The organism is Virgibacillus ihumii (genome assembly GCF_902726655.1).
Taxonomy (GTDB): domain Bacteria; phylum Bacillota; class Bacilli; order Bacillales; family Amphibacillaceae; genus Lentibacillus; species Lentibacillus ihumii.
In genome coordinates, this window is the sequence record NZ_CACVAN010000001.1 from 1,184,090 (window position 1) to 1,209,708 (window position 25,619).

25 protein-coding genes and 2 tRNA genes are annotated in these 25,619 nt (G+C 40.7%); 2 read left to right on the forward strand and 25 right to left on the reverse strand.

Annotated features, from left to right (window positions below; genetic code table 11):
- Positions 1-22 precede the first annotated feature (22 nt).
- From tig to HUX68_RS05990, 11 genes are all read right to left on the reverse strand, one after another.
- Positions 23-1,315, reverse strand: a complete 1,293-nt coding sequence (tig, locus tag HUX68_RS05940; RefSeq protein ID WP_174613961.1) for a trigger factor — start codon at positions 1,313-1,315, stop codon at positions 23-25.
- A gap of 139 nt (positions 1,316-1,454) precedes the next feature.
- Positions 1,455-2,435, reverse strand: coding sequence for a tetratricopeptide repeat protein (locus tag HUX68_RS05945; protein WP_174613962.1), 981 nt, complete (start codon positions 2,433-2,435; stop codon positions 1,455-1,457).
- Positions 2,436-2,550: 115 nt separating this feature from the next.
- Positions 2,551-2,624, reverse strand: a tRNA-Arg gene (locus tag HUX68_RS05950).
- 7 nt (positions 2,625-2,631) lie between these two features.
- Positions 2,632-2,705, reverse strand: a tRNA-Gly gene (locus HUX68_RS05955).
- Positions 2,706-2,875: 170 nt separating this feature from the next.
- On the reverse strand, positions 2,876-3,388 hold the full coding sequence (locus HUX68_RS05960; RefSeq protein ID WP_174613963.1) for a metallophosphoesterase: 513 nt from the start codon (positions 3,386-3,388) through the stop codon (positions 2,876-2,878).
- A gap of 22 nt (positions 3,389-3,410) precedes the next feature.
- Positions 3,411-3,998 (reverse strand): XTP/dITP diphosphatase, encoded by a 588-nt coding sequence (locus tag HUX68_RS05965; RefSeq protein ID WP_174613964.1) that lies wholly within the window; start codon positions 3,996-3,998, stop codon positions 3,411-3,413.
- Positions 3,995-4,759, reverse strand: a complete 765-nt coding sequence (gene rph, locus HUX68_RS05970; RefSeq protein ID WP_174613965.1) for a ribonuclease PH — start codon at positions 4,757-4,759, stop codon at positions 3,995-3,997. Before rph ends, HUX68_RS05965 begins: the two co-directional genes overlap by 4 nt.
- A gap of 152 nt (positions 4,760-4,911) precedes the next feature.
- The gene (locus tag HUX68_RS05975) at positions 4,912-5,997 is read right to left on the reverse strand and encodes a GerMN domain-containing protein (protein ID WP_174613966.1); all 1,086 of its coding nucleotides are present in this window, start codon (positions 5,995-5,997) and stop codon (positions 4,912-4,914) included.
- Positions 5,998-6,107: 110 nt separating this feature from the next.
- Entirely contained in the window at positions 6,108-6,923 is an 816-nt protein-coding gene (racE, locus tag HUX68_RS05980; protein WP_174613967.1) for a glutamate racemase, read from the reverse strand.
- Between the two features lie 22 nt (positions 6,924-6,945).
- Positions 6,946-7,398: a MarR family winged helix-turn-helix transcriptional regulator gene (locus HUX68_RS05985; RefSeq protein WP_174613968.1), complete on the reverse strand. Its 453-nt coding sequence runs from the start codon at positions 7,396-7,398 to the stop codon at positions 6,946-6,948.
- 71 nt (positions 7,399-7,469) lie between these two features.
- Positions 7,470-8,942, reverse strand: a complete 1,473-nt coding sequence (locus HUX68_RS05990; RefSeq protein WP_174613969.1) for a potassium/proton antiporter — start codon at positions 8,940-8,942, stop codon at positions 7,470-7,472.
- 195 nt (positions 8,943-9,137) lie between these two features.
- On the opposite strand from HUX68_RS05990, the gene HUX68_RS05995 reads away from it, so the two are divergent.
- Entirely contained in the window at positions 9,138-9,362 is a 225-nt protein-coding gene (locus tag HUX68_RS05995) for a helix-turn-helix domain-containing protein (RefSeq protein ID WP_010651078.1), read from the forward strand.
- Between the two features lie 61 nt (positions 9,363-9,423).
- Here the strand turns inward: HUX68_RS05995 and HUX68_RS06000 are convergent, their stop codons facing one another.
- The 5 genes from HUX68_RS06000 to HUX68_RS06020 form a co-directional block, all read right to left on the reverse strand.
- Positions 9,424-10,425: an ABC transporter substrate-binding protein gene (locus HUX68_RS06000; protein WP_174613970.1), complete on the reverse strand. Its 1,002-nt coding sequence runs from the start codon at positions 10,423-10,425 to the stop codon at positions 9,424-9,426.
- 193 nt (positions 10,426-10,618) lie between these two features.
- A complete protein-coding gene (locus tag HUX68_RS06005; RefSeq protein ID WP_425509505.1) occupies positions 10,619-11,071 on the reverse strand; it encodes an acyl-CoA thioesterase in 453 nt (150 codons plus the stop codon).
- Between the two features lie 83 nt (positions 11,072-11,154).
- Entirely contained in the window at positions 11,155-11,919 is a 765-nt protein-coding gene (gene sdhB, locus HUX68_RS06010) for a succinate dehydrogenase iron-sulfur subunit (RefSeq protein ID WP_174613972.1), read from the reverse strand.
- Positions 11,920-11,935: 16 nt separating this feature from the next.
- The gene (sdhA, locus tag HUX68_RS06015; RefSeq protein ID WP_174613973.1) at positions 11,936-13,687 is read right to left on the reverse strand and encodes a succinate dehydrogenase flavoprotein subunit; all 1,752 of its coding nucleotides are present in this window, start codon (positions 13,685-13,687) and stop codon (positions 11,936-11,938) included.
- 30 nt (positions 13,688-13,717) lie between these two features.
- Positions 13,718-14,338 carry a succinate dehydrogenase cytochrome b558 subunit gene (locus tag HUX68_RS06020; protein ID WP_174613974.1) on the reverse strand — a complete coding sequence of 207 codons (621 nt, stop codon included), beginning with the start codon at positions 14,336-14,338 and terminating at the stop codon, positions 13,718-13,720.
- A gap of 322 nt (positions 14,339-14,660) precedes the next feature.
- Here HUX68_RS06020 and HUX68_RS06025 point away from each other — a divergent pair, with 322 nt between their 5' ends.
- Complete coding sequence (locus HUX68_RS06025; protein ID WP_174613975.1) at positions 14,661-15,098, forward strand: YslB family protein; 438 nt, start codon at positions 14,661-14,663, stop codon at positions 15,096-15,098.
- 129 nt (positions 15,099-15,227) lie between these two features.
- Here the strand turns inward: HUX68_RS06025 and uvrC are convergent, their stop codons facing one another.
- The 9 genes from uvrC to HUX68_RS06070 form a co-directional block, all read right to left on the reverse strand.
- Complete coding sequence (gene uvrC / locus HUX68_RS06030; protein WP_174613976.1) at positions 15,228-17,006, reverse strand: excinuclease ABC subunit UvrC; 1,779 nt, start codon at positions 17,004-17,006, stop codon at positions 15,228-15,230.
- Between the two features lie 89 nt (positions 17,007-17,095).
- Positions 17,096-17,410: a thioredoxin gene (gene trxA, locus HUX68_RS06035; RefSeq protein ID WP_174613977.1), complete on the reverse strand. Its 315-nt coding sequence runs from the start codon at positions 17,408-17,410 to the stop codon at positions 17,096-17,098.
- Between the two features lie 176 nt (positions 17,411-17,586).
- Positions 17,587-18,558 (reverse strand): electron transfer flavoprotein subunit alpha/FixB family protein, encoded by a 972-nt coding sequence (locus tag HUX68_RS06040; RefSeq protein ID WP_174613978.1) that lies wholly within the window; start codon positions 18,556-18,558, stop codon positions 17,587-17,589.
- Between the two features lie 27 nt (positions 18,559-18,585).
- Positions 18,586-19,359 carry an electron transfer flavoprotein subunit beta/FixA family protein gene (locus HUX68_RS06045; protein ID WP_174613979.1) on the reverse strand — a complete coding sequence of 258 codons (774 nt, stop codon included), beginning with the start codon at positions 19,357-19,359 and terminating at the stop codon, positions 18,586-18,588.
- Positions 19,360-19,375: 16 nt separating this feature from the next.
- The gene (locus tag HUX68_RS06050; protein WP_174613980.1) at positions 19,376-20,149 is read right to left on the reverse strand and encodes an enoyl-CoA hydratase; all 774 of its coding nucleotides are present in this window, start codon (positions 20,147-20,149) and stop codon (positions 19,376-19,378) included.
- A 21-nt stretch (positions 20,150-20,170) separates the two neighbouring features.
- Positions 20,171-20,755: a fatty acid metabolism transcriptional regulator FadR gene (fadR, locus tag HUX68_RS06055; RefSeq protein WP_174613981.1), complete on the reverse strand. Its 585-nt coding sequence runs from the start codon at positions 20,753-20,755 to the stop codon at positions 20,171-20,173.
- A gap of 131 nt (positions 20,756-20,886) precedes the next feature.
- Positions 20,887-22,581: an AMP-binding protein gene (locus HUX68_RS06060; protein ID WP_174613982.1), complete on the reverse strand. Its 1,695-nt coding sequence runs from the start codon at positions 22,579-22,581 to the stop codon at positions 20,887-20,889.
- 253 nt (positions 22,582-22,834) lie between these two features.
- Positions 22,835-23,242, reverse strand: coding sequence for a DUF350 domain-containing protein (locus tag HUX68_RS06065; protein ID WP_174613983.1), 408 nt, complete (start codon positions 23,240-23,242; stop codon positions 22,835-22,837).
- Positions 23,243-23,263: 21 nt separating this feature from the next.
- Entirely contained in the window at positions 23,264-25,609 is a 2,346-nt protein-coding gene (locus tag HUX68_RS06070; RefSeq protein WP_174613984.1) for an endonuclease MutS2, read from the reverse strand.
- Positions 25,610-25,619 lie beyond the last annotated feature (10 nt).

The following is a 25,619-nucleotide window of genomic DNA, read 5'->3' on the forward strand; positions in this document are numbered from 1 at the left end:
TTAATTTAACACCGCTGCTACATTATCCTTCAATCTTTTTGCTGTTTTCGTCAAGGAACTCAATTGCTTTCTTCATTTTAAGATCTTCTTTAATAGCATCGGTATTTCCACCGAGCATTTGCTTCAGCTGTTCAACCTCTGTTCCATACATGGATGCCATGTTACCAAGTTCCTCATCCACATCTTCATCGGATACTTCCAGGTTTTCAGCATTTACAATTGCTTCAAGAGTCAGATTTGTTTTGACACGTTTCTCAGCATCGTCTTTCATTTGCTCTTTTAAAGCATTTTCATCCTGACCGGAAAACTGGAAATACATATCCATTGTCATTCCCTGCATTTGCAGACGCTGTTCAAATTCCTTAAGCATCCGGTCAAGTTCCGTATTAACCATAGCTTCCGGAACATCCACTTCCGCATTATCTGAAGCCTGCTCAATCAATGATTCACGCTTCTGATTTTCCGCGTCCTGCTTGCGCTGTGTTTCCAGTTCTTCTTTTTTCTTTGTTTTCAGCTCTTCCAGTGTTTCCACTTCTTCATCTACATCTTTTGCAAATTCATCATCAAGTTCCGGCATTTCTTTCGTTTTAACATCATGGATTTTTACCTGAAATTGTGCTTTTTTACCAGCAAGATCCTCCGCGTGGTAATCTTCCGGGAACGTTATTTCAATTTCAGTTTCTTCACCTGCTGATTTGCCAACAAGCTGCTCTTCGAATCCTGGAATAAACTGTCCGGATCCAATTTCCAGTGAGTGATCTTCACCTTTTCCGCCTTCGAACGCTTCACCGTCCATGAATCCTTCAAAATCCATTACAACTGTATCGCCTTCTTCGACAGTTCCTTCTTCCTTGATAATAAGTTCAGCCTGATGCTCACGCTGGTGCTCAATTTCATGATCCACATCTTCATCCGTAACTTCTACAGACTGCTCTTCCACTTCAAGTCCTTTGTATTCACCAAGCGTTACTTCCGGCTTAACCGTCACTTTGGCAGTGAAAACAAGCGGCTTGCCGCGTTCGATTTCTTCAATATCCACTTCCGGCTGTTCAATTGGCTCAATGCCGGTTTCTTCAACAGCACTGACATAGGCATCCGGAAGCAGAATGTCAACCGCATCCTGATAAAGCGATTCAACGCCGAATCGTTTTTCAAAAATTTTACGAGGTACCTTCCCTTTACGGAAGCCCGGAATCTGTACATCTTTTACCACTTTTTTAAATGCCTGATCCAGTCCTTTCTCAAATTCATCCACACTGACTTCAAACGTCAGTACTCCTTCATTGCCTTCTTGCTTTTCCCATTTTGCCGACATGCTATTCCCTCCAAAATCTAAAATCTCATTATAATGCCGCATTCACTAATATAGACTAGTATATTTAATGATCAAATTTACAACCATCTCATTATAACATAATTCGAAGTCCTTTCAACAATTATGGACGTATGAAGGACTATGCCTCCAAAATTGTCAGGTATAACGCTTCACACAATTGGACTTCTTCAACGAAGTGATTTAATTCCGTATCAATTTTTTCCCTTTGATCAGTATGTATTTTCATATTTTCTTCCCCAATGATTATTAGCGCATCTGCCAATGTTGCTATATCTTTCTCAGCGGGCATTACCGGATAACGAACATAGCAATATCGATAAAGCAGCTTTTCAACCATCTTGTACAAAGTAGGATTACTTTGCTCCAGATCGCTTATGAACAGCATTGTCCGTTTCATGGCAGGATGCGTATTAAGTGTGGCTGTTTCTGTCGGACTGACTGACATGTATATATCAAATTTTTGAATTTCAATTGATTCAGAAATATCCACTTCCTGCATCCATGTAAAAATGGCAGTTTTTACTACAGGGTGTATCTTTTCATTTACAAGCAATTTTTTTATAGAGGCAACCGGAACAGCATCGATTTTCCTCAATTCTTCAACTAAACGCCATTGCTGACCATGATTCTCCTCTTTTACAGCTTTCCAAAGATCATTTATGTATTGTACAGATTTTTCGGTCCGAAGTTCATCATTCATTTTATTGCTCATATCATAGAGCTGCTGAAATTGTTCGTAAATCATCTCCGGAATACCGGGCTGTCTGAATTCAAACTCCACTTGTTCCATTAATAATGAATACTGATTTGTCTGGAAAAGAATGGTGAGGTAAATATGTACATAATGATAGTAATTTTCATCTTTAAGAGTCATTAACTCCTCACACAGTTCCTGCGCCGCTTCATACCGATCCAATTCCATCAGACAAATAAGTTTCCCGATTACAATCTCATGATTGTTAACATTATAACTTATTAACTTGTCCAGCTTTTCCAGTGCTTCATAATATCGTTTTTCCTTTAAAGCAATCAGACTCTCTTCCTCAAGGAGATCTTTCCATTTTGGGAAAAGAACGACCTTTTTCTGTTTATTGTGCATGTATTCACTCCTTTCCCGGTATTTATAATTATTTCTAATGTAATAATATACCCTATATATTTGGATATAAACATATGTAAAAAAGGAACCTACTAATAATAGGTCCCTTTTTTGACGTCCCAGGCAGGATTCGAACCTGCGACCCATAGCTTAGAAGGCTATTGCTCTATCCAGCTGAGCTACTGGGACAATGATATGGAGCGGGTGATGGGAATCGAACCCACATCATCAGCTTGGAAGGCTGAGGTTTTACCACTAAACTACACCCGCATGCTTACTTTAATATGTATGCTGAAGATGATATCAACCGCTGCACCCTTCATTATAAATCCGCATGTTTTTCACGGACAAGATTCATTATATGTACAATGAAAAAATTTGTCAATACTTACTGCAGAAAAAAGCTTTTCACCCGGAACAAGACCGGATGAAATTCCTGCTTATTTCAGTGAAGTTTTGATGGCAAGTTCCTCGACAGTTTCACCTGACAATGTGTGAAATTGAACAGCAACAGCGTCTGGGGTGTCCCATTCCAAAATCGCATACGTCTTAACATCTCTGAGCCTCGGAAGCCTTATGCTGCCGGGATTAACCAGCAAAAGTTCACCGCTTTTTTCTGCTCCGGCAATATGTGTATGACCAAAACATACCACATCGGCATCTTGTTCCATAGCCCGGTAGGAAATTGTCATCAAACCCTGTTTCACCTGATGTCTGTGTCCGTGCGCCACAAAGAAGCGCAAACCGCCAATTTCAACCGTTTGTTCCTGTGGATACCGCGAGTCAAAGTCACAATTTCCGGCCACTTTCACAAACCCTTCAAGCTCCGGTGCATCCATGTCCAATTCTGAGTCACCACAATGAATCATCCGGATATCAGGGTGCTGTTTTTTAATTGCATTCAGTTCTTTTGTTAAACCGTGACTGTCACTGACAATTAATACTTTGTTCATGTTGTAACCCCTCAATCTTTAGCTAGATCTGCTTGATCCATTCTTCCAGTTTCATAATCGCATCACTGCGATGACTGATGTTATTTTTTTCATCTGATGAAAGCTGTGCCATTGTTGTTGTAAAACCGTCCGGAACAAAAATAGGATCATAACCAAAGCCGTTCCCGCCCCTGGGTTCCATAATAAGAGAACCTTCACAGACTCCACGCTTAAAGAATGTCTCTTCTCCAGGTATAGCCACTGCGAGCACACAAACAAATCTTGCCTGCCGATTTGCGGAACGTTCCAGTTCGCGCAGTACTTTTTCCAGATTAGCCTGGTCGTCTTTTGGTTCACCTGCATAACGTGCAGAAAAAATTCCCGGCCGTCCATTAAGTGCGTCTACCATCAATCCGGAATCATCAGCCAACACCGGAGTACTCAATTTTTCGGCAATCTGTTCTGCCTTCAATGCAGCATTTTCTTCAAATGTTGTTCCTGTTTCTTCAATATCTTCTACTGGCTCGGTTAAATCAAGCAACGAAATTGCTTCTATATCATATTTTGCAAAAAAACTTCTAAATTCTTCTGCTTTACCGGCATTTTTAGTAGCTATTATGATCTCTTTCATTTCTGTACCTCTTTTATCTTTGTTTCCCCTATACGGCTGGCGATGTCTCCGATGACATCCTTCTGAATCTCCGTAATCTGCTGCACACCGTCTTTTGCCAAATCGAGCATTTTAAACAATTGTCCATTTGTAAAAGTCGCTTCCTCACCGGTTCCCTGTATCTCAACAAATTCTTCATTGCCGGTCATGACGACATTCATATCAACCTGTGCCCCGGAATCCTCTGCGTAATTTAAGTCAAGAGCTTCAGCACCATCAGGCAGAACACCGACAGAAATGGCAGATAAAAAGTCTGTAACAGGCATCTTATTAATTGTTTTATCATGAATCAACTTGCCAAATGCCAATACAACGGCAACAAAAGCACCTGTGATCGCAGCGGTCCGCGTTCCGCCATCAGCCTGAATGACATCGCAATCCACCCATACTGTCCGTTCGCCTATATTATTCAAATCTACAACAGACCGCAGTGCTCTGCCGATCAATCGCTGTATTTCCATAGTCCGGCCACTTACTTTTCCCTTCGATGATTCCCGGATATTCCGCTGTTCTGTCGCCCGTGGAAGCATAGCATATTCTGCAGTAATCCACCCTTTTCCTTGTCCGCGCATAAATGGAGGCACTCTGTCTTCCACACTTGCATTGCAAATTACTTTCGTATCACCTGCCTGAATGAGCACAGAACCTTCAGGATGTTTGACAAAATCCCTGGTGATGGTAATTTCACGTAACTGATTATTCTTTCGCTGATCAATTCTCACTTGTTAAAGTCCTCCTTATTCGACCATTCACTAGAGCAATCCTATCATATTTTACACGAAAGAAACACGAAAATACATTCTGAAAGAAAAGGCAATTATATTATTATAAGTGAAATTTTATCCAAAAATAAAAGGCTGCGTATCACAGCCTTTTATAGTCTTTTTGCCGGGGTCAACATTTGTGTTGTTACCGGCTCTGTATATGGTTCACCTTCCTCGTTGAATAAGGTTTCCACATTCTCGACCTGTACTTCAACCGCTTCAACTGTTCCATCCCCTGTCAACGTCCTTACAAGAGTTTCCATCACCTTGTCCGGTATGACTGCCTTATCACTGTTCTTTAATACCGACTGGCTGAATTTCAATTCAAGCACACCACTGTTGACGCTTGGACTGGTTACCAATTCTGTCTGTTCATTAAACACATGCTGCAAATTGGTGCTGAATCCCGGGCCTTCCACAAGAGCCTGAACCATTGAGCTGTATAAATCCTCATCCGATACGTTAAGATACTTGGTAACTGGAACAAAATAGTGGTTTTTATCCTGTACCGCCGGGAAGAAAAGTGTAACCGGCTTGCTTTGCATCAGATCCACTGCATCAGATTGAACCAGATTAATTCCATTTGCGCGGGAATACCCATCCCCAATCGGAGTTCCATTAACCGGCATGGCATTCAACGGTTTCCCGTTGATCTCCAGCTTGATGGTATTCACACTATCAAACTGTGTCAACGTGTATGTCATGGCTTGAAGAATTTCAGCTTCATTTTCAGCTTTATAGTTTTTGAAATCTTTCGATACATTTACTATCATCGTCCCATTATCCTTTAAATTCAACCCCAGTATTTCTGTTCCCTGTGGCAGTACAGCTTGGAAACCAGTCGGGAGAAGCTGTGCCACTGGTCCACCTTTAACAAGGTATTCCAATGACTGTGCAGCAACTTCTTTCGAGTCTGGCACCGGAAGTTCCAAGGTTTGCGAAGCTACCATGCCATTGGCATCAAGCAAATATAATTGTCTTGAGACAGTGTTGGCCGAATTCTCAGCCGTTTCGTCCTTCGCGTTTTTTTCACCCTTGGTTGCATTTTCCAGATTATTTACAGCTTCAGCATTTTCTTTTGGCGGATCAATCTCCTCGTTCTTATTGTTTAATGACTGTTCTCCCTGAAAACATCCAGTCAGTACAATGGCCAGACTTACAGGTATAATCGGCAGCAGGATTCTGCGCTTTTTCATCTCATTCCCTCCCACGATGGTTTGTACTATTATATATACGGGCTCATCGTGAAATTAGACCACTCAATCATTAAAAAATTGGAATCCCTCCATATAGAGGAAATTCCAATTCAACAAATTACGGCCTTTTCGATTGTAACAGTTTTAAAATTATTTACTGGCTCACTGAAGATGTCCTCGGCAATCTGACTGAAAATATCCAATTTACCCGTTGTATAAAATTGATGCTGTGGAATTTCATCGCTTTTCAGTAAAAGATTGTGAAATTCCAGTATAGTACTTGCTTCACGGGCAGTTTCCTCACTGGAGGAAATAATCGTAACATGATCGCCGATAACAGTCTGAATCGTCTCACGCAGCAGCGGGTAGTGTGTACATCCGAGAATCAATGTATCGATGTGGTTGCTCTCTTTCATCGGATGAAGCATTTCCTCTACAACCTGTTCCGCCTGATCACCGTTCAGGATACCCTCTTCAACAAGTGGAACGAAAAGCGGACATGCAAGTGCATTAACATGTATGGTTGCATTAATTCTCTTCAATGCGTTTGTATACGCATCACTCCTAATCGTTCCTTCTGTACCAATTACACCAATGTGGTTATTTTGCGTAAATTTAATCGCAGCTCTAGCACCCGGTTGTATGACACCTATAACCGGAATACTGAGTGTCTGCTGAAGTTCTTCAAGAGCAAATGCAGTGGCTGTATTGCACGCTACAACAAGCATTTTTATATCCTTCTCCAATAAAAACTCAACCATTTCCCAAGTGAAATTTCTGACTTCTTCCCGTGGTCTTGGTCCATACGGGCATCTTAATGTATCACCAAGGTATATTAATTTTTCTTTTGGCAGCTGACGCATCAGTTCATGTGCAACTGTCAGACCACCAACACCTGAATCGATAACTCCTATCGCTTTTTCCAACAGAACCGCCTCTTCTATGCTGTTATTTTTCATTCACATATTTCATTTGTTCATGGAGGAATGCAAGCAAATCATTCATTTTTTCCGCATCATTTATCGAAAAATTTGCAAATACTTCCCCCAGATATTCCTGACGCTTTTTAATTACTTCTTTAATAATTTTCTTCCCTTTATCCAAAACCTGTATTCGAACGACCCTGCGATCCTTGTCATCACGAATCCGTTTTACAAGCTGATTTTTTTCCATTCGATCAACCAGATCAGTAGTCGTACTGAAGGCAAGCCCATTTTTATTTGATAATTCCCCTATTGTTAAATCTCCATATTCCATCAACCATTGCAATGCAACGAACTGGGGTGCAGTAATCGGGTAATTATTTAATATTTTGCGGCCATTTTGTTTGATGACACCAGATATGTAACGGAGCCTCTTTTCAATTTCAGCAATTGTATCATGTGATAATTCATTTTCCAACCAGGTAACCCCCAATATTCTTTATTTTTTATTAGCATAACATAGGCGGCAGCTTTCATTTCCATAATTGCTTACGCTTCGGCCTTCAATGCCGAGATTAGTTGCTTTTTGTGTTTTCTTGAAACTAAAATGTATAAAACATCATTTTCCTGAATGACTGTCTGACCATTAGGTGTGACAACTTCCCCATCCCGGATAATCGCATTAACTAACGCACTATCCGGAAAGTCGAGCTCCTCAAGGGACTTCCCGTTAACTATATTTTTCTCTGTTACATCATATTCAATCATTTCTGAATTTGTTTTTCCCATTGATATAAGTTCCAGCGAATGTGCCGGCCTCTCTCTGGCTTCATCCTCCAGACCGAGTTTTGCAGCCAGATAAGTAATTGTTGAACCTTGCACAAGTGTCGAAGTCAGTACAACGAAAAATACCATATTAAACATAATCTGACTATTATCAATATCTGCAAGCATCGGGAAAATGGCAAGTACAATCGGAACAGCACCACGCAAACCTGCCCAGGATAAAAAACTTTTTTCTTTTAAATTATATTGAGATTTCATTAAGGTTAAAAAAACAGCAACAGGACGTGCAACGAAAATCAGGATCACTGAAATCAGCAGCCCGTTAATAATATACTGCCACTGAAACAACTGGGATGGTGAAACAAACAGCCCCAATATAACGAACATGATAATTTGCGCCATCCAGGCAAAGCCTTCATTAAAGCGCATTATCGAATGACGATATGCTAAATCTGAATTGCCTATAGTCAGTGCCGCAATATATACAGCAAGCAATCCACTTGCATCCACAAGTGACGTCACACTATATGCTAGAAAGGCAAAAGCAAGTGCATACAAAGGATAAAGTCCACCAGAATCCAGGTTTATTCGATTAAGTGAAAAACTGCCCAGCTTACCAACGATAATACCGAAAAGAAATCCGATCCCCATTTGCCAGAAAAACGTCCAAATAAGTGAAACAAATCCTGATTGTTCCTGCGTAATTAATTGGATAACGGAAAGTGTTAAAAACATGGCCATCGGATCATTGGATCCTGATTCTGCTTCAAGCGTTGACTTTAAATTACCCTTAATGTTCTTATCTTTTAATACAGCAAATACAGCAGCTGCATCTGTAGATCCAACAATGGATCCAATAAGTAATCCCTGCAGCCAGGTAATATCCAGGATAAACTTTGCAGCAAGGGCAACGACAAGCGCGGTAACAATTACACCAAGTGTTGCAAGTGAAAGCGAAGAAGGCAATATAGGTTTTATGGTGTTCCACTCCGTATTCAATCCACCTTCGAACAGAATGATAACGAGTGCAATCACACCGATTAACTGAGCAACTGAGGCATTATCGAAGTAAAAAATATCCAAGCCGTCACTGCCGGTAAGCATGCCGACAAGGATAAACAGGACAAGTGAGGGTACACCCAGTCTCGCCGAAAATTTTGTAACAATAACACTGGTTATTAACAGCAATGCAACAACAAAAATAAACTGATTAGACATCAAAATTTCTTGAATCATAACAACGCTCCAGAATGAAACTTCAAATTTTCCTTTAGTATACCAAACATTAGTCTATATATTGAAATAAGTGCTTGCTATCGTACAATTTAACTCGTATTTGTGCTCACTGATTAACAATTCTTTCATAAGCTATAGTGACTAAATAAATTCCCTTCAATCTGCAGCTCTATGACAGCAAGGAGGGGTTAACATTTGAAGGACAACGAGTACAAACCGAAGCAATTATTGACTAAACGAGAAAAAGAAGTATTTGAACTCCTAGTACAAGATAAGACAACAAAAGAAATTGCCCAGGAATTGTTTATATCGGAAAAGACTGTCCGTAACCACATTTCAAATGCTATGCAAAAGTTAGGAGTCAAGGGGCGATCACAGGCTGTAGTAGAGCTCCTTCGTATGGGGGAATTAAAGCTCTAAATAAGCCCGGCTTTCATATATTGAAAGCCGGGTTTATTAGCTGAATAATCGTGTGAAGCGTCTATTTATTAATCATGGAATTAACCAGCTCTTCTGCCAGTACCTTAGCGGAAAGTACACCGCCAAATACCGGAGTGTCGCCAGGGATCTGATGGATTTTGCCAGATTTGACAAAGCTTAATTGCTCCCAAACAGGATTTCCTTTAAGCTGATTTTCAAAAATGTTGTCATCCTTTTGTACAATATAAAGGAAATGAGGATTTTCTTCCTGGAACTTTTGCAGAGCCTCAACTCCTGTCTGTGTGAAACCATATGGCTCTGTTTTTTCTGATTCATACATATTTTCAAACCCGAGTCGTTTCATTACCTGTGACACAATTGAGTTCTCCGCATACAGCCGTAAAACAGGAGCATTCTGAGTTGTAAAAGCCAATGCTGAAATATATTCGGTCCCTTTTAAACCTGATTCCTCCACAATTTGTTTCTGCTTATCATAAAATTGATTCAGTTTCGCTATTTCCTTTTTTGCTTTTTCTTTTTTATCAACAATTTTCGCAACCATTTTAAATTCCCTGAGCATTTCTTTATATAAATTTTGGGAACCCTTTTCACTATACGGTGCAAATGTTACTGTCGGGGCGATTTTCTTCAATTGTCCAAGAATCTTCTCATGTCTGAACTTCGCAGCAATAATCAAGTCAGGATCCAATCGGGAAATAGCTTCAAGATTTGGTTCCTGCCGGGTACCAACATCTTTCACACGATCAGAAAGGTCTCTTTCTATGTTTATCCAATCGTTGTATCCATCAATATTGGGAACTCCTGCAGGCTGCATCCCCAACGCAAGTAAATGCTCTGCGAAAAACCACTCCAGAACTACGATCTTTTTGGGTGTACCTTCAATCGTTTGTTTTCCCATCGAATCTTCAATGATAAAAGTCCTTTCCTGCTTTCCACTGGTATTTCCCTTATCATTTGTACCCGAATTTTCATCATCTGTGCCATTACATGCAGACAATAATACAAGAATTAATATACTGATTATGACCAACCATTTTTTCATCCTGCTCCTCCTTTTCATCATCAAATCAATCTTACAGCTTTGGCATAATATGTATTGAGCTGTAACCAGACTTATAATTGATAATGATTATCAGTTTCATTAATTATATTACTATAAATTACGAGCTTGTCAACTGAATTTTAGAAGAAAAAAAGCAGGGCACTTCCGCAAATTCAGTGGCCCTGCTTCATCTTTATTGGTTTATCAGTTTTTCTTTCATGGATTCATTTATGGATACCGGTTTACCGGTTTGCCTGTTTATGTATACCATCCGCCCACGCCCCGTAAGGCATAGCTCATCTTTTTCATTTGCAGCCATATAGTGTATATCAAGCGAGGTTTTTCCGACATGGTTTACCTTGACATACAATTTCAGTGTATCATCAAAAAACAGTTGTTTATGATAATCACACTGAAGATCAGCCACAATTGGCATGCCATTTTCCGTATTGTCACGTCCGAACACCCCGGCTGCTTTTAAAAACTCAATACGTCCCTCTTCAAAATAAATAAAAGGTGAAACATTGTTCACATGTCCAAACATATCTGTCTCTGAAAATCGGATTTTTATTGGGATATGAAAGGAAAATTCTGATCTCCACTGCTCCAAATCATTGATGTAGGATATTTTTGGCAAGCTCTCCACTCCTTATGATTAATTTTAAAAATGACCCTTACCAATTAAAAGGCAAGGGTCATGGTAAAACGGAAAATCCATCCGAGTTTCAATTAATGTGCGTTGTCACTTCCAAAAAAGTTTTTGAAAGACTGGATGTTTGTTGCACGGTTCATAGCAGCAATGGAAGTTGTCAATGGAATGCCTTTCGGACAAACCTGTACACAATTCTGCGCGTTTCCACAACCGGTAACGCCGCCTTCTTCCATTAGTCCATCCAATCGTTCTTTGGAATTCATTTCTCCAGTTGGATGTGCATTAAACAATCTTGCTTGAGATAAAGCAGCCGGTCCAATAAAGTTCGATTTATCATTCACATTCGGACAAGCCTCCAGGCACACACCGCAAGTCATACATTTTGACAACTCATATGCCCATTGCCGTTTTTTCTCCGGCATACGCGGTCCTGGCCCAAGATCATACGTCCCATCAATTGGAATCCATGCTTTTACTTGTTTCAATGCATCAAACATTTGCTCGCGATCCACTACAAGATCACGGACAATTGGAAATGTGCTCATTGGCTCCAGGCGGATTGGCTGTTCCAGTTTATCAACTAAGGCTGCACAGGATTGACGTGCTGTTCCATTAATGACCATTGAACAAGCCCCGCACACTTCCTCGAGACAGTTCATATCCCATGCTACCGGAGTCGTTTTTTCACCTTTATCATTAACTGGGTTCTGACGGATTTCCATCAGTCCGGAAATAACATTCATGTTTGTTTTATAAGGAACATCAAATGATTCCTCATAAGGAGCAGAATCCGGGCTGTCTTGACGCGTTATAATAAACTTAACAGTTTTTTGTTCAGCCATGTTTATCTTTCTCCCCTCAGTTTTTTTGTGTATAATCCCTTAACCTAGGCTCAATCAGCGATGTATCAACTTCCTCATAGGATATTACCGGTGCTTTCTTTTCCTGATCGAAAGCCGCAATTGTTGTTTTGAGCCAATCCTCATCATTACGATCCGGGTAATCCGGTTTATAATGCGCCCCACGGCTCTCATTACGGTTATATGCACCCATTGTAATAACACGTGCCAAATGCAGCATGTTTTTCAGCTGACGGGTAAACATAACACCCTGATTGCTCCAACGTGATGTATCATTAATATTAATCTTGTTCCAGCGTTCCTGAAGTTCCTGAATTTTTTCATCAGTCTTCAGCAATTTATCATTATGACGAACAACCGTTACGTTATCAGTCATCCATTCACCAAGTTCCTTATGAATCTGATAGGCATTTTCGTCGCCTTCCATTTTCATGAACTCATCAAATATTTCCTGCTCTTCTTTCTCCCGTTGTTCGAACAATTCAGGTGACATATCCTCAACATGCTTATCAAGTCCATCAATGTATTCAATTGCATTCGGACCTGCTACGGATCCTCCGTAAATTGCAGAGAGCAGAGAATTTGCACCCAGACGGTTTCCGCCATGCTGTGAATAATCACACTCACCACAGGCAAAAACCCCTGGGATACTTGTCATTTGGTCATAGTCTACCCAAAGACCACCCATTGAATAGTGGACAGCAGGGAAAATCTTCATTGGTACTTTACGTGGGTCTTCACCGACAAATTTTTCATAAATCTCGATAATTCCGCCAAGCTTAACGTCAAGTTCTTTAGGATCCTTGTGGGACAAATCCAGATAGACCATATTCTCGCCATTAATACCAAGTTTTTGATTTACGCAGACATCAAAAATTTCACGTGTTGCTATATCGCGCGTTACCAGGTTCCCGTAGGCCGGATATTTCTCTTCAAGGAAATACCATGGCTCACCATCTTTGTACGTCCAGATACGTCCGCCCTCACCGCGCGCTGACTCACTCATCAGGCGCAGTTTGTCATCTCCCGGAATGGCGGTTGGATGAATTTGAATAAACTCACCATTCGCATATTTAGCACCCTGCTGATACAGAATACTGGCAGCAGACCCAGTGTTAATCATGGAGTTTGTTGACTTTCCAAAAATAATTCCCGGTCCGCCGGTTGCCATGATGGTTGCATCTGATGGATATGATTTTATTTCATGCGTTTTAATATTTTGTGCAACAATTCCTTTGCCAACACCATCATCATCCAGAATAGCACCAAGGAATTCCCAGTTCTCGTATTTTGTAACCAGACCTTCCACTTCATAGCGACGAACCTGTTCGTCCAATGCATATAATAACTGTTGTCCGGTTGTGGCTCCTGCATATGCTGTGCGGTGTACGGATGTACCGCCAAAACGCCGGAAATCAAGCAGACCTTCAGGCGTCCGGTTAAACATAACACCCATTCTGTCAAGTAAGTTTATAATTCCAGGTGCTGCATCACACATTGCTTTAACCGGCGGCTGATTTGCCAGAAAATCCCCGCCATATACGGTATCGTCAAGGTGCTTCCAAGGTGAGTCCCCCTCACCTTTAGTATTCACTGCACCATTAATCCCGCCTTGAGCACATACAGAGTGAGAACGTTTAACAGGTACAATGGAGAACAAATCTACATTCACACCTGCTTCTGCTGCCTTTATTGTTGCCATAAGACCGGCTAGACCGCCGCCTACAACAACTACTTTGCGATTACTCATGATTCTGACTCACTCCCTCTTTCCAAAAAATTAAACACCATAAGCAAATTTAATTAATGCACGTACTCCGATATAACTTATCGCAAAAAATACAATCAGCGTTGCGTATGTAACAATTTTTTGCGATTTTGGTGACTGGGTGAAGCCCCATGAAACCAGGAAACTCCATAGACCATTGCTGAAATGGAATGTAGTTGAAAGCACGCCAATAATGTAAAACCAGAACATTACCGGATTGGAAAGAATATTTTCCATCAGGTTATAATCCAGTTCCGCAGTGCCCATCCCGATTTGCACTCGTGTTTCCCAAACGTGCCAAGCGATAAAGACAAATGTAATAATCCCGGTTATGCGCTGCAGAAAAAACATCCAGTTTCGGAAATAGCCATAATTTCTTGGGTTGTTTTTTGTCACAAAAACAATATAAACACCCAAAATTGCGTGAAATAAAATAGGCAAAAAGATAATGAATGTTTCCAGCACAATCCTGAACGGCAAATCGTGCATAAATGCTGCAGCTTTGTTAAAGCTTTCTTCCCCATATACAGCAAAATGGTTTACTACCAGATGCTGAATCAGGAAGATTCCAATCGGTATGACACCTAATAAGGAATGGAGTCTTCTGTAAAAGAACTCACGATGCTCTGACATGTGTTACCCCCCTCGGTTGTGATTTGATACTGTAATTAGTAATGCACAAAATCAGATGACAATATTAACTTATTGTCCAATATTGTACAATTTATGACATATTTTATTGTACTTCTAACAATAAAAAGCGTCAAGAAAGGAAGCCTTAATTTCACAAGTATGTGATATTTATCATCATTTAAATTCTGGTTTTCAATAATATAGTCGTGTTCTTGCACTGCCGGCAGAGAACATGGATAATAAAATTATAATTGATAAGCTATTCTCGAACTTAATAATCAATGTTAAAATAAACTGGTTACTGACAGAAAGGATGACAACAATGCCAGATGCAAAGGAAGCTTTGCCTGTAAGTGTCTTGGATGAACTTCACACATCCGGTGCCGGGTATGATATCATTCGTTACCTGGGATTACCTGAGCTGCTGGGATCTGAAGCACCCACACTTCTTTATTTTATGGGTAAAAACATTGCACGAAAAATGGATATCAAATCTGTTTCGGATATTGTCTACGCATTCGAAAAAATTGGATGGGGGAAACTGGACTTAGTAAAGGAAAAGAAACGGGAATTAACATTTCATCTCATGTCTGATTCAATTGTTTACAAACTAAACGCCCCATTCGAGACAGATTTTCGACTGGAGTCAGGTTTTTTGGCTGAATCAATAGAATTAATTAAAGAGAAAACATGTGAATGCAAAGAGGAAATCAATAAAAAAATTCACATGATAGAATTTACCGTCGTTTTTACAGATTAACAGATACATCAACCAGCTGCAGACTGTATGTAGTAATGCAATCTTTGCTACCGCTTACGGTTACGAGCACTTCACACTGCTGTCTCGTGACAAAATCCCATAACTTAAAGAGTAGGGCATTCACAGCACCTACTCTTTTTTTGCCAGGTGTTCTTTAATTGTATTGGCAATATTAATCGGAATACCAAGTTTCGTCATACGCTCAACTGATGCATTGCGAATTTCATTCACTGACTTGAAATGAGTCAGCAGCAGTCGTTTGCGTTTTTCTCCTACCCCGGGCACTTTATCCAGTTCCGACTGAAATAGACTTTTTCCTCTTAATTGACGGTGAAACGAAATGGCGAACCGATGCACTTCTTCCTGAATACGTTGTACAAGATAAAATTCCTGTGAATTCCTTGGTAACGTGACGACAGCAGGCGGATCACCATACACCAGCTCACTCGTTTTATGCTTATCATCCTTGACCAGCCCGCACAATGGAATATCAAGTCCGAGTTCGTTTTCCAATACATCAAGTGCTGCACTCATCTGCCCTTTACCACCATCAACGATGAGTAAATCTGGTAATGGCAAGTTTTCTTTCAGCACTCTCTTATATCTGCGCCTGACTACTTCGCGCATTGTTTCATAATCATCAGGACCATCAACATCCCTTATTTTATATTTTCGGTATTCGTTTTTATTCGCTTTTCCGTCGGTAAACACAACCATGGCCGAAACAGGATCCGCCCCTTGAATATTTGAGTTGTCAAATGCTTCAATCCGGTGTGGTGTTTCTATATTCAGGATATCTCCAAGTCCTTCGACAGCCTTGATTGTTCGTTCTTCATCACGCTCAATAATGGAGAATTTCTCCGTCAGCGCAATAGAAGCATTTTTTTCAGCTAATTCCACCAATTCCTTTTTCCTTCCGCGAAAAGGGGTGTGGACGTTAATTTCCAGTAACTCCTTTAGGAGATCGGTATCCGTTCCAATCGGTACCAGAAGCTGTTTTGGCTTTATATGATGATGGTGAAGGTAGAAACGGCCGATAAAGCTGATAAATGTATCAGATGGATCATCAAAAAACGGAAAAATGGAAACATCCCGTTCGATTAATTTTCCCTGTCTGATAAAAAACACCTGCACACACATCCAGCCTTTATCATATGCGAAACCAAAAATATCCCGGTCTGTCTGATCATTCAGCGTCATCCGCTGCTGTTCCATGACAATTTCAATATGCTGAATCTGATCGCGCAACTCCTTGGCCCGCTCAAAATTAAGATCTGAACTCGCTTCATACATGGCAGATTTCAGATTATCTTTAATTTCTTTATGTCCCCCGTGCAAAAATGATGTAATACTTTGAATAATTTCCTTGTAGGTATCGTCAGAGGGAGGGGTTTCACTACAGGCAAGACACTGCCCCATATGGTAGTACAAACAATAGCGCCCCGCTGGATTGTTACATTTCCTTAAAGGATACAAACGGTCAAGCAGTTTTTTCGTTTCGCGAGCTGCCAATACGTTCGGATAAGGCCCAAAATATTTCCCCTTGTCTTTTTTTATTTTGCGTACAATCTGAAGGCGCGGGTGCCGTTCCGATGTGATTTTCAGGTACGGATATGATTTATCATCCTTTAACAGCACATTGTATTTGGGATCATATTTTTTTATCAGATTCATTTCGAGTATTAGTGCCTCAATTTCGGAAGTCGTTACAATGTACTCAAAATCCGTAATTTCCTGTACAAGACGTTGCGTTTTTTTATCATTCGCTCCGGTAAAATATGATCTGACCCGATTGCGCAACAGCTTCGACTTGCCAACATAAATTACTGTTCCGTGCCTGTCCTTCATCAGGTAGCAGCCCGGCTGAGCTGGAAGAACAGCCAATTTATCTTTAATTTGCTGACTCATTATCGATTCCATCCTTTAACCAAATAAATCCCTTGCCACATGACGCAACAAGGGATTATTTTCCGTTCCTTTATATTATATTCACGTTGTTAAGCATGTTTGTTAATTAAATCAACAAGTGCTTCTTTCGGCTGAAAACCAACGACCTGATCAACCACATTGCCATCTTTAAACAGCAATAGAGTCGGGATACTCATTACCCCATATTTACCGGCTGTTTCCTGATTTTCATCTACATCAAGTTTAACAATCTGTACTTTATCTTCCATTTCACCATCAATTTCCTCGAGAACCGGAGCAATCATTTTGCATGGTCCGCACCAAGGAGCCCAAAAGTCGGCAAGTACGAGACCTTCTGCAGTCTCTTTGGTGAAATTTTGATCCGTTACATGAGCAATTGCCATTTCTATTCCTCCTCAATCTAACTGACTTCTGTAATGAGTATATCACCGTTAGTATATCCTAGCTAATAGTTTGCTTATTCCAAAAAAATTCGGTTGCTGACTTGGTCAGTTGAATACATTTATAACTTAATGGAAAATACAGACCCTGCCAATTAACAGCCGGGTCTGTTTGATATTTATTTCAATTTTTTTATTTCCTCAGTCAACATCGGAACGACATCGAAAATGTCACCCACAATACCGTAATCCGCTACATTAAAGATGTTAGCTTCCGGATCTTTATTGATTGCCACGATTACTTTGGAATTGGACATTCCGGCAAGATGCTGAATTGCGCCGGAAATACCGCATGCAATATATAAATCCGGTGTAACAACCTTACCAGTTTGACCGATTTGCAATGAATAATCACAGTATTCCGCGTCACAGGCACCTCGTGAGGCACCAACTGCTCCACCTAATACATCAGCAAGTTCCTGAAGCGGTTCAAAACCTTCCTCACTTTTGACGCCGCGTCCGCCTGCTACGATTACATTTGCTTCAGACAGGTCAACCCCTTCAGATGCTTTTCTGATAACATCTTTAATAACTGTACGGATATCAGCAATATCAACTTCCTTGGTTGAAATGTCACCTGAACGAGACTCATCCTTTTCTGGAGCAGCAATATTATTTGGCCGGATTGTTGCAAAAGTCAATCCGTTCGTGATTGTTTTCTTCTCAAATGCTTTACCGGAATAAATAGGTCTCGTAAAGACGACTTTGCCGCCATCACTTGAAATTTCTGTAGCATCTGAGATCAGCCCTGTCTCCAGCTTACTGGCCAGTTTAGGAGTTAGGTCCTTCCCGATTGACGTGTGTCCCATAATAATCCCATCGGGAGACTCATCATTTATCACAGCCATAACCGCCTGGCCAAATCCATCCGGAGTATATGTTTCGAGTTTATCATCTGCTACGGTTACGACACGGTCCGCACCATAATAAATCATTTCCTGGCCCTGTTCGTTTAAATCACCAGTTCCGCAGATAACCCCGACAATCTCCCCATCTGCACTAATGGATTTTGCCGCGGCAATTGCTTCAAATGTTACGTTACGTAGTGTATTTTCTCTCAATTCGCCTATAACTAGTATTTTATCACTCATGTCATTTCTCCTTTCCGTATTCAATGGTTACAGTACTTTTGATTCATCTTTGAGAAGGGATACCAATTCCTGAACCTGTTCATCCAGTTCACCTTCGAGCACTCTTCCTGCCTCTTTTTCCGGCGGCATAAATATGTCTTCTGTTTTTGTTTTTGCTTCCACATCATCTTCATCAAGATCCAAATCATCAATCTCAAGTTCTTCAAGCGGTTTTTTCTTCGCTTTCATAATTCCTGGCAGTGATGGATATCTTGGATCATTCAGCCCTTGCTGACATGTAACCAGTACCGGTAAGGAAGTTTCAATTTTTTCTACATCGCCTTCTACATCTTTATCCATTTTTACGGTATCCCCATCAATTTCCAAGGCAGTAATGGTTGTGACGGAAGGGATGCCAAGTAACTCGGCAAGACGTGGACCTACTTGACCACTTGCTTCATCAATCGCTACATTACCTGCTAAAATAAGGTCTGCTTCCTTATCCTCAAAATATGCTTCCAAAATTTTAGCAGTAGTGAATTGATCGCCATCTTCGAGATCATCTTCTGTATTAATCAATACAGCCTTATCAGCACCCATTGCCAAAGCAGTGCGTAACTGTTTTTCGGAATCTTCATCTCCTACCGTGACGACAGTAACTTCACCACCATGAGCATCCTTCTGCTTAATTGCCTCTTCAACCGCATACTCATCATATGGATTAATAATATATTCAGCACCATCATCTTCAATTTGCCCATTGGATACAGCAATTTTTTCTTCCGTATCAAATGTTTTTTTCAGCAATACATAAATATTCATATATGATTTCCTCCTTCTACTTATCTTTGAAATTAGGCTTGCGCTTTTCAATAAACGCTTGAACGCCTTCCTTTGCATCATTGGAACCAAAAATCTCGCCAAATGTTTTTGCTTCTTCCCGGACCCCATCAGCAAACTGTGAAGTCTTAGCATACGGAATCAACTGCATAACACTGTTAATCGTCGGCTTGCTTTTAGCCGCAATTACAGTTGCCAGTTTCATAGCTTTTTCATGGGCTTCTTCTTCCCCAACTGCATGATTGGCAAGACCCAATTGTGCAGCTTCTGTACCACTAATCGGTTGTCCACTCAAAATCATCTCATATGCTTTTGCAGAACCGACATATCTCGGCAGACGCTGCGTACCGGCAAATCCGGGAATGATACCTAATGTCAGTTCCGGGAGACCCAATTTTGCACTTTCCGTCACAATCCTGATATGACATGACATTGCAAGTTCAAGGCCGCCGCCTAATGCAGCACCATGAATGGCAGCAATAACTGGGATTGAAAAATTTTCGACACGATCAAATAATTTCTGACCGCGTTCCGACAGAAACTGGTAATCGCTTGCATTCTGCAGTGAAGTAAATTCTTTAATATCCGCACCAGCGGAGAAAAATTTGCCTTCCCCTTTAAGTAGTACCGCCTTGGCATTGTTATCGGTTTCAATTTCATCCAATTTTTCATCCAAATCCTTTAACAGGGTGCTGGACAATGCGTTTGCCGGCGGGCTTTGAATGGTCAATACTGCAACATTCTCATTTAATTCGTATGTCAGTGTCCCCAACTCAATCCTCCTCCTCTTCTTCTATTTATCGGAAAGGCCATGTGTTAGCAACCTGTGAACTTCAGGGGCCATTTCTAATAAATTATATTTTTGTTCTTTCATAACCCAATTTGTTACAGTTTCATCCAGGGTTCCAAAAATCATTTGCCTTACGAGCGGGATGTTCAGATCATCACGAAATACTTTTTCTTTTGTGCCCTCTTTAATGATGTCATCCATAACCGACAAATAAGGCTTGAGAATATTATTAATTTCCAGCCGCAATTCGCTGTTCGACTGCCTTAGTTCCAACTGTGTGACAATCGCCAGGTGGTGGTCGCTGGCAAGCTGGCTGAAATGCATCCGGATAAGGGTGAGCAGTTTCTCATCTGCATTTTGCTTCTGATTGATGCCCTCGGCAATTTGTTCGATAAACTGTCCCATCTTCTCCTTAAAAACAGATACAAGAATATCCTCTTTATTTTTAAAATACAGGTAAATGGTGCCGTCTGCAACCCCGGCCTTTTTTGCAATTTTCGATACTTGTGAAGCATGGTAACCATTTTCGGCAATCACTTCAACAGCTGCTTCAATAATTTGATTGTATTTAGGTTTATTTTTCTTCATGAGAATTCTCCTTACAGGAATCCCTTGTACTAATATGAATGAACAATCATTCATATTTTATTGTACAAATACTCAACTGTTATGTCAATATAGTTTGTCCAGCAATTATACAAAAAAAGAGTATAAGACACTCAAATCGTATTGCTGTTCTGTTCCATTTTTTCTCTTTCTTCATCAACCAGTTTTCTCCGCAGTATTTTCCCGACAGCCGTTTTTGGCAACTCTTCCCTGTACTCATAAAGCCTTGGAACTTTAAATGAAGCCAGATTTTTCCTGCAATACTCATTTAATTCTTCTTCCGTTACTTCACTTCCGGTTTTTAGAACAATGTAGGCTTTTACCGTTTCACCGCGGTATGCATCCGGAATACCGGCTACAACAGTCTCCTGAATCGCCTCATGCTCATAAAGTACTTCCTCGACTTCTCTCGGATAAATATTATATCCACCAGCGATAATCATATCTTTTTTCCGGTCAACAATGTAAAAATAGCCCTCTTCATCCATATATCCCATATCACCGGTAAACATCCAACCATCTTTTAAAACATTATCCGTTTCTTCCTGATTACCCCAATAACCTTTCATCACTTGCGGTCCTTTTACAGCCAATTCACCAACCTCACCAATAGCTGCTTCCTCGGATGTTTCCATATTCACGATTTTGCAATCCGTATCGGGCCACGGAACACCAATACTACCGTTAACTCTGTCGGTCCAGACAAAATTGGAATGCGTTACGGGGGAAGTTTCCGTTAGTCCATAGCCCTCAACCAAACGTCCGCCCGTTATCTTTTCAAACTGTTCCTGAATTTCAGCAGGCAATGGCGCAGATCCACTGATACAGGCTTCTATTGATGACAAATCATATTTTTTAAGATCCGGATGATTCAGCAATCCGATATATATGGTTGGTGCACCCGGAAATAATGTCGGCTTTTGTTTATGAATCGTTTTCAGAACTTCTTTCGCATCAAATTTTGGAAGCAATATCATTTTTGAGCCGTACATCATGGATATATTCATAACCGTTGTCATTCCGTATACATGGAAAAACGGCAGCACGCCCAATACAACTTGTTCAGATGGGTTCATTCTGTACAGCCATGCATTACACATTTGACAGTTGGCAACCAGATTATGATGCGTCAGCATAACCCCTTTTGGATGCCCTGTGGTCCCGCCTGTATACTGTAATAATGCAAGATCTTCAATTGGGTCCACCTCTACAGGAAAATAATTTTCCTCCGATTGATCGATTATGTTTTGCCAGATGTGTGTATCGTCAGTTTGTTCTATTTTGACGACCATATTATATTGTTTCTTTTGGATAATCGGGTAAATCTTATTTTTAGGAAAAGGCAGGTAATCTTTTATTCCTGCAACAATCGTATGCTTCAATTTTGTATTTCCTCTGACATTTGTAACACGTGGGAGCAATATATCCAGACAGACAATAAATGTTGCACCTGAATCATTTAACTGGTATTCCAGTTCTCTTTCTTTATACAACGGATTTGTCTGAACAACCGTCCCTCCGGCCATTAATGTTCCATAATAGCTGATAACCCCCTGGGGACAATTGGGCAGCATAATTGCCACACGGTCACCTTTTTCAAGACCCAGTGATTGCAGATACCGCGCCATCTTTTTAGACGCTGTATAAACTTCTGCGAATGTCATTTCATTCCCCATAAAATGAAGCGCTTTCTTTTCAGCGTTTAATTCAGCAGATCTTGCTAAAAAGGTATGCAGCGGTTTATCATCATAGGTTAATGAGGTCGAAATTTCTTTCGGATAATGACGATACCAGGGCTTTCTATCCATTTTATTCCTCCTCCTTTTTACCTCCATACATTCATTATACCGATTAATTAGTATTTTTTGAAATTTTTTCATCATTTTTTGATGATATTTTTTGTACTGATCATTATCCCGCATTATATATGAGTTCAATTCTTCATTATTTTTTCCATATACAGCTCTTATATTAAATATATGATACCGACAACCGCAAAAATAACCGCTACAACCACTAATATTTTGGCTAACGTTTGCAATATATCCAATTTATTCTCCCCTATCCAATGCTGGCTCCAATAACAAATGACAACCCTACTGAAATCATCATGGATATGAAACCGATAGCTCTGTTGTCCTGACCAATCTCCTTGTCCACATTAATTGTTGGTGTTAAGAATTCAAATATGAAATAGCCGAGCAGCAATAACAAAAATCCAAACACGCCCCATCCGATACTCTGCAGCAATGTGTCGTTGTGCTCAATGGAGTAACGGAAAATAGTCGCGATGCCAAAAATTTTTCCCCCGGTAGCCAATGCTACGGCAATGTTTCCATTTCTGATTTCCTGCCAGTTCTTATAGGATGTTACCACTTCAAATACAGCAAGAAAAACAATCGTGCATAAAATGACTACGCTGTATCTTGCTGCAATTTCCACAAAGATATTCTCCCAGAACCCGGTCATGAACAGATTTCCCCTTTCCGATTAGCTCAGCTTCAGTATCGTTGCACCACTGCCTCCTTCACCCGCGGAACCTGCCCTTGCATCAGCTATCCTTGGGTGTTTTCTGGCAAACTCACTGACACCTTTTCTTAAAGCCCCGGTTCCTTTACCGTGTATAATGGATACTTGCGGGTATCCGGCAAGCAGTGCATCATCGATGTATTTTTCAAGCTGTAATAATGCCTCTTCATACCGTTCTCCTCTTAAATCGAGCTCGGTTTTCACATGGTAATTCGATCCTTTTACCGTTGCAAGGGGCTTTTCCGATACCTTACTTTTTTTACTTACAAGCTTCAGTTCATCCCGTTTCACTTTGACTTTCATGATTCCGACCTGGACATAATACTTATTGTCGGCGACCTTTTCCAGCACCGTACCATTCTGATTTACCGATAATAACTTTATTTCATCCCCAGGCTGCAAGTGCTGTTTCGATGCTGATGACTGTTTCGGCTTTTTCGGAGTCTTATCTGAAAGGTTTGGTTTTGCTTCATCCAGCATTTTTCTGGCTTCGATCCATTCATGTTCCTTTAATTCCGCACCGGATTTCATGTTACGTATCTCGTCAACGATTGTCTCCGCTTCTTCTCGGGCATTTTGTAATGCTTTTTCCGCTTTTTCTTCTGCCTTTTGAAAAAGTGATTCCCGTTTATCCTCAAATTTCTTCCATTCTCTTACAAGATCACTGCGTAATTTTTCACTTTCCTGCAGAATTTCATGTGCCTCCTGATAATCCGTTTCGGCCTGACGATGTGATTTTTCCAACGAAGCTATCATATTTTCCACACTTTTGGAATCCATACCGATGTGGTTTTTAGCCTGATTAATAACATCATCCCGCAGTCCAAGCCTTTTTGATATTTCAAATGCATTACTCCGTCCTGGAACACCTATGAGCAGGCGATAAGTCGGCTGTAATGTTTTTACATCAAACTCAACAGAAGCATTTACAACTTCATCACGGTTATATCCATATGCTTTAAGTTCAGGATAATGTGTGGTGGCAACAACACGTGCACCCCGTGAAACCACATTATCCAAAATGGACATGGCAAGTGCAGCACCTTCCTGCGGGTCTGTACCTGCGCCAAGTTCATCAAATAAAACAAGCGACTTATGGTCAACCTGCTTCAATATGGAAACAATATTTGTCATATGTGAAGAAAAGGTGCTCAAATTTTGTTCAATGGATTGTTCATCACCAATATCCGCATAAACATCATCAAAAACTGCCATCTTACAGCCGTCAAAGGCGGGAATACGGAGGCCGGATTGTGCCATTATCGTGCATAAACCAATCATTTTTAATGTAACAGTTTTACCGCCGGTATTCGGTCCGGTAATAACTATTGCAGTATAATCAGCACCCAATTCAATATCATTTGCCACCACTTCATCATTTTCAATCAGCGGGTGTCTTGCCTGTTTCATTTTAATGACTCCGGAATCATTAATTGCCGGTTTGGCAGCTTTCATTTGCATTCCTAGTTTTGCCCGGGCAGCAATGAAATCAATTTTCGCCAGCACATCAACATTCTCTGTCAGGAAGCTTTCATTCTCGGCAATATGACTGGTCAATTCACGAAGAATCCGATCAACTTCCTGTTTCTCTTTAACTCTGGATTCCTGCAGCTGATTATTCAAGTCAACTACTGCTTTCGGTTCCATAAACAAAGTTGCCCCTGATGCTGACTGATCGTGGACAATACCACCGATTGATCCTCGATACTCCGCTTTGACAGGCAATACATACCGGTCATTACGAATCGTTATAATCGCATCAGAAAGTATATTCGTTTTGGATTTTGTGTAACTGTCCAATTTGTCCCGCACTCTGCTCTCCAATGTTTTGATGGATGAACGGATACTCTTTAATTTAACAGAAGCACTGTCCATCATATTTCCATTGTCATCAATGCATGTGCTGATGTGATTTTCCAGCTGACGCAACGGCTCAATACGCTCTACCAGCGACTGCAGTATCGGTAATTCTTCTTCCTCCATTTTTGCCATAAAATCCTTCACCTGGCGGCCTGCGTAAAGTGTAGTAGCAATATCCAGGCATTCGTTTGTATTTAGAACACCACCGATAACACTTCTTTTAATCCCGGCACGGATATCCTTAATTCCGCCCAATGGAATGGACTTATTGAGCCGAAAAATTTGGCTTGCTTCATCCGTTTCCTCCTGCAGCCGAATAACGTTATCCATCTCTGTTTCAGGCTTCAGTCCAATACAATAATCTTTGCCAAGCGATGTGGCCGCCTGATTGGCTAACTGCTCGGTTATTTTATTGAATTCAAGTACACGAAGAATTCGTTCGTTCATACATACGTAC